This is a genomic window from Neobacillus novalis NBRC 102450 (genome assembly GCF_001591805.1).
Lineage (GTDB): Bacteria > Bacillota > Bacilli > Bacillales > Cytobacillaceae > Neobacillus > Neobacillus novalis.
Map to the genome: position 1 here is coordinate 1 of NZ_BCVP01000073.1, position 7964 is coordinate 7964.

Here is a 7964-nt window from a genome sequence, read left to right on the forward strand (position 1 = left end):
TGCATCGCGCCGGAGGAATTTAAATAGTACCAGTGATTTTTATCTAGCAGCCAGCCGGTTTGCATCGCGCCGGAAGATTTTAAATAGTACCAGTGATTTTTATCTAGCAGCCAACCAGTTTGCATCGCGCCGGAGGAATTTAAATAGTACCAGTGATTTTTATCTAGCAGCCAACCAGTTTGCATGACACCACTGCTTTTAAGAAAATACCACTTTCCCTTGTCATAGACCCAGCCCTCGCTAGCGGCTCCGTCGTTCTGATTGAAGTAGTACCAGTTGTTGTCAATGTTAAGCCAGCCCTTTACGGCTTGATTATCCCTATAATAGTATTGCTTACCTTGCTCCTCATACCAGCCATTCTTTGCTGCATCTGAGCTATTTTCCTCAGCCGCAACCTGAAAAGCCGGTAAAATCATAGCTCCACACAAAATCATAAAAAAGAGTCTTATAAAAATTCTCATGATGTAACCAGTTCCCCCTATCTCCACTCTTTCTTCACAAAAAAACAAACACCTATTAGCTAAGAAAAAAAAGTTCTTACTAATATTATAACTGTCAGAACCTTCAACCCCAATATGAAAAAAGTTGTCAATTGCACTAAGTAGAAAGCATTATGTTTAAACAATATTCGTTAGTCCACTAGTCTTATTTATGGCAAATCCCTTTCGCAACCAGACAACCCTTGAGCATTCTCTACTATTTTCTTCCTCAATCAAACCATTGATTAAAACAGTTGATATATAAGTCTTTCCTGCATTTCATTCATGAAAAAATTGCTTCATCCGCTTTTGACTGCTTCTTTCGGGGTAACACCTACGTAGGACCTCTCTGTTTAGTGATAATAAAGTTATTGAATTTTGTTTTAAAAGATAGAAGCCTTGCTACATTTTATTGTAGTAAGGCTCCTTAAAGTTGTTTAATTTCTATTCATTCGTATGCACTTTTTCAGTTTTTATTTTCATGGGAGTTGAAAATGAAAAAAGCGACCCTCGTTATTGAAGTATCGCCCCTGTTAGCTTTCGAACAAATCCCTCACAAACTTATTATTCATAATTTGGTGATTTACACTACCATTTATTCACCTTGGGGGCGGCATTTAGTGCTTCATTTATTACGATTTGTTGTTATGTTCAACATTTATGACAACATTTCCCCTCTTGTGTCCTTTCTCCACATATCTATGAGCTTCCACAATTTCATTAAACGAATAATATCTGTCAATGACCACTTTTATCTTCCCCATCTCAACAAGTTCTTTAAGGAAGTTTAATGCTTCTGAAGTTTCAGGTGAATTTCGGCTCAATAATAGTTTCTTGCTACTCGTCATTTTAGTCCATAGCATTTGAAGATTTGGTAGCGGTTCGGTAACATTTATATAGGTACCATTGTTCTTTAACAATTTCATACAAGCTGAAAAGGAACTCTTGTTTACCGCTTCAAAGATGACATCATATGTTTCGCCTGTACTAGAAAAATCCTCTACTGTATAATCAATTACTTTGTCAGCTCCAAGAGATTTTACTAAATCCAAATTCTTGGTACTGCATACCCCTGTAACATTTGCTCCGAAATATTTGGCAATCTGAACTGCATAACTTCCTACACTTCCTGAAGCACCATACACTAAAACCGATTGATCACTCTTTATACCTGCTTTTCTAAGAAAATACAATGCTGTACGAGCTCCAATAGGAATGGCAGCAGCTTCTCCATAAGTTATATTGGAAGGCTTAATAGCAACAGGTCCATCTTCCTCCAAACACTTATATTCTGCATAAGCACCAAATCCAACCAAGGATGCCGCAAAAACTTGGTCTCCTTGCTTAAACTTTTTTACATTTTCTCCAACTGATACCACTTCTCCAGCTAACTCCATTCCTAATATCTCTTTTTTGGGTTGTCTAAAACCTAGTGTTATACGTGCGGGTAGCCAAAAAGCAGGAGGAACTGTAAAACTCCGTGACCTTATATCTGCTACTGTTACGGTTGTGGCTTTTACTTTAACTAAGATCTCATTTTCTTTCGGAATAGGTTTTTCTACTTGTTTTAGTTCAAGAACATCGGGGGGACCGTACCTTGTGTACACAATGGCTTTCATTTATCCACCTCAGATTCGTTTTATTCCTTAATATAAATACGAATATTAGGAATAAATTAGACCAATAGTCCATTACTGTTCTAAAACTATCCTGCACCTAAAATTTAATATTGATTTTCCAACTGATTGATTGTATTAATTTCTAAAGCTATGATCCAAACACCTATATAAAGGAATCCATTGATCTTTTTCCACTTACCACTCCCACATAAAACTTCTTACATATTAATTTTTATTTCCCCTTATTATTGGCAATTATGCTTTCCTTATTTCACTATAACCTGCTTCGTTAGCACAAGAAGAAAAAAGCCACCATAATGGCAGCTGGATCTTAGATTCTAGGACTAGTTTTAGAATTATCTACAAATGAATTATGTAAATTCCACAACTTATCTCCTAAACTTTCTATTAGTGCTTTTGCTCTTTTTTCAATGTTATATGGAAGGTTATCTTTGCTGAAATACTCAAGATTTAAACTCTCCCCATCATTCATTTCTATCTTTCCACTTATGTCTATCGCACGATATAGATTTATTACACTATATGTTTCATCCCCATTTGGATAACGGAAATAATAACGTGGACCAGAGAAAACACCTACTAACTCAAACCGATCCGCTTCAAGTCCAGTTTCCTCTTTTAATTCACGAGAAGCAACTTCTTCTAGAGTTTCACCAAGTTCCATTGAGCCACCAGGTAAACCCCAATCTAATGTATCTGATCGATGTTGAAAAAGAAGTTCCTTTTTCTCATTTACCACAAGTATCGTTGCCCCGACACTTATTATTGGTCTACTACCAATTAACTTTCGTATTTCAGATATATATCCCACTTTTCCCCCTCCTAATTATCCCCTAATGTATATATATTTCTCCTTTAATATCTAGAATACCTTGTTCCACTAACTGCCCCTTTAGTTTAAGTACATTTCTTGTCAATCTCTTCTAAAATATCCATTTATCTTAAAAATGAGCTACTCAACAATCTGGCCCTTTACATAAAGAATGAGCACAATTCTTGTTGCAGAATCGCGCCCTTTAATGGAATAACGAAAATATGTGTTTAGTCCTAAAATCAATCATTACGTTTTGAACTATCGCACCAAATAGTTTAAGTGTAATTCTTCACAAAAAAGGCGGCTAATCCTTTTTTGATTAACACACCCGTCACTTTAATATTTAAAATTACTCTTCATAGGCTTTATACCAATGATGTGTACCACTCAACAGTTCCTTAAAACTATTACCCGTAAATTCAATTGAAATGTAAAAATATACTGAAATTGTAAGCGAAGCAGTCGTCTTATTGGCGACCGTCCTCTTGTTTTTGCTTTCAAAGTCGTTTATATCCTAGACACACTTCATTTTACCTATGCCATTCATCCTATTTAATTCTGAATATTCTTAACATAAGATTAATAATAGGTTAACATTCTTACAATATTATGGAATTAACGTCGGTAATTGGAATAACGGGTAACAATTTGCCGATGTTACTAAAATTTTGGGAGGTACATATGAGGAGAAATTGGAAAAAAAGGCTCTTACCGATCACCCTGTCAATTGCAATAGCAAGTAGTATGATTTCCCCTAGTCTTACATCAGCTTTGGGGGGCTTTAACTTAAGCTCACCCTTAATCCAAACACCCATCAATGAATATCGAGCCAGTCTCGCTCCAGGTGTATTGGAAAAGCACTACAGCTTTGAAGGAAAAGACGGTAAAAAGATTGAGAGTTTTGTAGTCGATGTTGATGTACATAATCCTAATGTATCTATTGAATCAGGTACACCCAATGACGGAACAGCATTTGGCTTGCAGCCTGTTAGACAGCAAGCCAGCGCAGCAAATAGCGAAAATCATCAAGTAGTGGCTGCAGTGAATGCCGATTTTTATAATATGGCCACAGGTGAACCACTCGGCATCGTTTATAAAGATGGACAAGCAGTGAAAGCTCAGAATGCAGCGACACATAAATTCTTCGGTATCAAAAAATCCGGTGAAGCCGTCATTGGTGACGCAACTGTATATGAAGGAATGAAAGATCAATTGCAAGAAGCGCTGGGCGGAAATGCCATCCTCGTAAAAAATGGCCAAATCTATCAAACTCCACAAACAGGAGCTGATAAAGAACCCCGTACAGCAGTTGGAATTAAAGGAGATGGCGATGTATTTTTTGTCGTTGTCGACGGAAGACAGGAGCCATATTCAAGCGGAATCTCCATGCCTGATTTAGCACAACTAATGATAGATTTAGGGGCAGTCACTGCACTTAACCTTGATGGCGGCGGGTCCTCTACCTTCACCACCCGTGAATTGGGCGGCGATAAACTTGAAGTAGACAATCAACCTTCTGACCGTACAGAAAGAAGTGTAGCCAACTCGTGGCTAATTGTCTCAAAAGAACCATCCGATCATCTTTTCGATTCAGCCCATATTGAACCATATGACCAATCCTTTACACCGGGTTCAACGGTTGTCTTCTCTGCTAAGGGAAGAGACAAATCGATGGCTTCAGCTACTTTGCCAGCATCCGGTCTAACATGGAAATTGTCGGATGAATCGTTCGGCACCATCAATGGAAATGGAAAGCTTTTATCAAATGGGAAAACAGGTCAGTTAGAAATCATCTTGAATTATCAGGGAAATGAGGTTGGAAAAAGTATCATTGAAATTGCCCAGCCTGATGAGATGCATTTTACCGGAGCGGAGCTAACCGCAGCTAAAAACAGTGAAACCAATTTAAACTTAATCACAAAATTTCAAAAGCGAAATGTACACTGGAACGCTGAGGATATCGATTTTGACATCCCAGAAGGAATGGGATCCATTGATGAATCTGGTGTGCTCCGTACTGTGGACAAAACGGTATCAGGAAATATTACAGCTCGCTTAAAGGGCACAAGCCTTACAGCACAAATCAAAGTTTCTGTTGGAAAACTTCCTGAAGTCTTATTTGATTTTGAAGCAGGGATCGGTGGCTGGAAACCATCCGTTGTCGGCCGTGGTGAAAAAGCGGCACTTAGTTTAGCGGAATATCCGGCACCAGTCAGATTTGGCAACCAGTCCTTAAAACTGGATTTTGATTTAACGAGCGCACAAACAGGAACCACTCTAGGAGCCTATACAGGGCCTGGCTCGGACATCGGAATTCCGGACAATCCCTCAAGCATTGGAATGTGGGTGTACGGAACACCGGAAGCACAAGGTTATTGGCTAAGAATGAACATAGTTGACGGCAGCGGCAAAACTCAAACGATTAATCTCACTCAGGAAATACCAGGGATCGATTGGACAGGCTGGAAATACATCGAGGCAGAAATACCAGCTTCTTTTACTGGCCCGTTCAAATTATCGGGAACACAAGCAATAAGATTAATGTCGACGAAATCAGGAATCACCGGACCAATGACAAAAGGCGCTATCTATATTGACAATATTCGAGCCGTATATGGCGAAAAAGTCGATGACTTATATCCACCGGCGATTCAATCGATTAACATTGACGGGAAAGATTTCACGACAAATGCGATCGACCTGAAAGCAAACGTGAATGAATATGAAGACGATCCTTTTAAAACAGGAGTTGATTGGGAAAAAATAAGAATTTTCGTAGATGGCAAGGACTACTCCAAATCAGAAGGTCATTATTCATTTGATATGGATGGATCCGTCTCATTAAGCGGGTTAAAATGGGCGGATGGAACACATCAGGTAACGCTCATGGTTCCTGATAAATTCGGAAACCAAGCCATTAAATCGGTCTATTTTACGGTAAACACAGGTTCTACAAAGATTGAATTAGTCAAGAAGCAAGAACAAGCCTTGCTGGGCGATGTACTTGACCTAGTAGTGAAAGTTGCTAATCCATCTGAGATCTCAGGCTCTACTCTTAAACTGCAAGTAGATAAAAACTTCCCAGTGGAAGATGTTACTTTTTCAAATGGGTTTAGTACAAGTACCTCAAGCTATGATGCCAAAACTGGAATTCTAACATTGAATTTAGTGAATCGTGGCGAAACGGCGGCTGGCGCAGATGCTGCAACGATTCAGATTCGAATCCCTGCATCGACTATAGAGGGCAGCAAGCTAACCTATGAAATGATAGAAGCCAACTTAAGCTACTCGATGCCCAAAGAAGAAAACTTCGTTTCAACGTATTCAATGAAACCAGCCAGTGTTGAAGTAAATGGTGCTTTTAATTTAACGGTAGAGCCTATTTTAATTGGAAAGCCTGCTGTTATGACAGTGAAAAAAACTAAAAATGAAGTAATGAGTGAAGCGGAAATTTTTGCCGTCATTGATGGCAGTAATGCCCCCGTTCTCCTAGGAAAAACAGATGTAAAAGGTACTCTTCGCGTCGATAACATCACAAATGAAGTGAAGAAAATCGCTTTATATGCTGTCAAGGATGGGAAGTATTCGTTTAAAGTGAACACCCAGACCTATCCGCCGCTTGCAGCTGCAACTGAAATAAAAAACATTATTTCTACTCCAACAGGTGACCCTTATAAAGAAAAAGGGTTCACATGGATGTCGAGCCCTTTATCTAAAGAAAAAACCGTTATTCAATTGGCACGAAAAAAGGACTTTGACAAAAAAGGTGAGAAGCAACTAGAAACCATCACTGGATCATCCAGTAATCAAGTATTCTCCGGTGAGCAAGATCCTGTGAAAAATGGAATCGTCCGCGTAAATGAAGTAAGTGTAAAGAAATTGCAACAAGGGACAACCTATGTGTATCGAGTAGGAGATGGAGAGAACTGGTCAGAGTTGCAAGAGTTCACCACATTAAACAGAAAGCAAAGCTTTGAATTTGCCGTTTTAGGTGACACGCAATCGCCTGCTGATTTAAGTGACTTTACGAAAATACTTGGGGATCTCGATAAAAAAGACTTATCGTTCATGATCCATGTCGGCGATTTGGTTGATGAAGCTGCAAAATTCAATCAATGGGATGATACATTAAAAATCATGAGCCAATACAGCAACATTCGTTCAACCGATCTTGTTGCGGCGCTGGGAAATCATGAATACATGGGAGATGCGAATGGTCAGCTGGCAAAAGCCATCTTTAACTCGCCTAAAAATGGACCTGAGGCAGACAAAGGAGGAACCTATTCGGTTGATTACAATAACATACACATTAGCGTATTAGGCTACACAGATAATACCGAGATTCTGAACAAGCAATTGGAATGGCTGAAACAGGATGTTAAACATTCCAGCAAGCCATGGAAAATCCTTGTGACACACAAACCACCTTACTACACAAATCCGTTTGGCGGGAATGAAATTATGAAACAAAAACTGCCGCCAGTCGTCGATGAACTAGGGATTGATATCGTGTTCTCCGGCCATGATCATTCCTATGGCAGAACGAAAAAGATAAAAAGCGGCAAAGAAGATCCGCACGGAACGGTCTATGTGGTTGCCGGGACAACCGGTAAAAAACACTATGATGCTGTGGCAGATGAAAAATTTGACTTTGTCAACATGGAAAACATCGCCGTTTCCTTACAAGCCAAAGTCGATAAAGATCAAATCATCATCACCACTATTACATCTGACGGTGAAACCATTGATCAATTTACGGTTAAAAATCTAGATTATCATGAAGAGTAGAAAATAAAAAAAAGTGCCGGTTCCACACAAATTATGGGTGGACTCCGGCACTTTTTTTATTGTAATCTTGTCTCTATTATTGGTATTGTATGCACAAATAAGATAAAGTGCGTGATAGCCCAAAGTTATTGCAGCATCAGTTTTATCATCTGTAACAATTTTTCCAGAATCGCTAGCAACTTCTCTTTTACAGCATCAGTAGATTTGTTAGCTGCTTTTTCTGTTACAGCTTCAGTAGATTTG

At 39.0% G+C, this 7964-nt stretch carries 3 protein-coding genes and 1 pseudogene; 1 reads left to right on the plus strand and 3 read right to left on the minus strand.

Annotated elements, in window-relative coordinates; all coding sequences use genetic code 11:
• The 3 genes and pseudogenes from BANVL01_RS26025 to BANVL01_RS26035 all read right to left on the minus strand — a co-directional run.
• A pseudogene (locus BANVL01_RS26025) lies at window positions 1-461 on the minus strand (hypothetical protein); the annotation flags it as partial.
• A gap of 650 nt (window positions 462-1111) precedes the next feature.
• Entirely contained in the window at window positions 1112-2098 is a 987-nt protein-coding gene (locus tag BANVL01_RS26030; protein ID WP_066093046.1) for an NAD(P)-dependent alcohol dehydrogenase, read from the minus strand.
• Window positions 2099-2429: 331 nt separating this feature from the next.
• On the minus strand, window positions 2430-2930 hold the full coding sequence (locus BANVL01_RS26035) for an NUDIX hydrolase (protein ID WP_066093049.1): 501 nt from the start codon (window positions 2928-2930) through the stop codon (window positions 2430-2432).
• A gap of 684 nt (window positions 2931-3614) precedes the next feature.
• Here BANVL01_RS26035 and BANVL01_RS26040 point away from each other — a divergent pair.
• Window positions 3615-7721 carry a phosphodiester glycosidase family protein gene (locus BANVL01_RS26040; RefSeq protein ID WP_066093052.1) on the plus strand — a complete coding sequence of 1369 codons (4107 nt, stop codon included), beginning with the start codon at window positions 3615-3617 and terminating at the stop codon, window positions 7719-7721.
• The last annotated feature ends 243 nt before the right edge of the window (window positions 7722-7964 follow it).

Bases quoted from the DNA above. Each gene is read 5' to 3' on its own strand.
- BANVL01_RS26030 (WP_066093046.1), bottom strand. From the start codon at position 2,098: ATGAAAGCCATTGTGTACACAAGGTACGGTCCCCCCGATGTTCTTGAA.
- BANVL01_RS26040 (WP_066093052.1), top strand. From the start codon at position 3,615: ATGAGGAGAAATTGGAAAAAAAGGCTCTTACCGATCACCCTGTCAATT.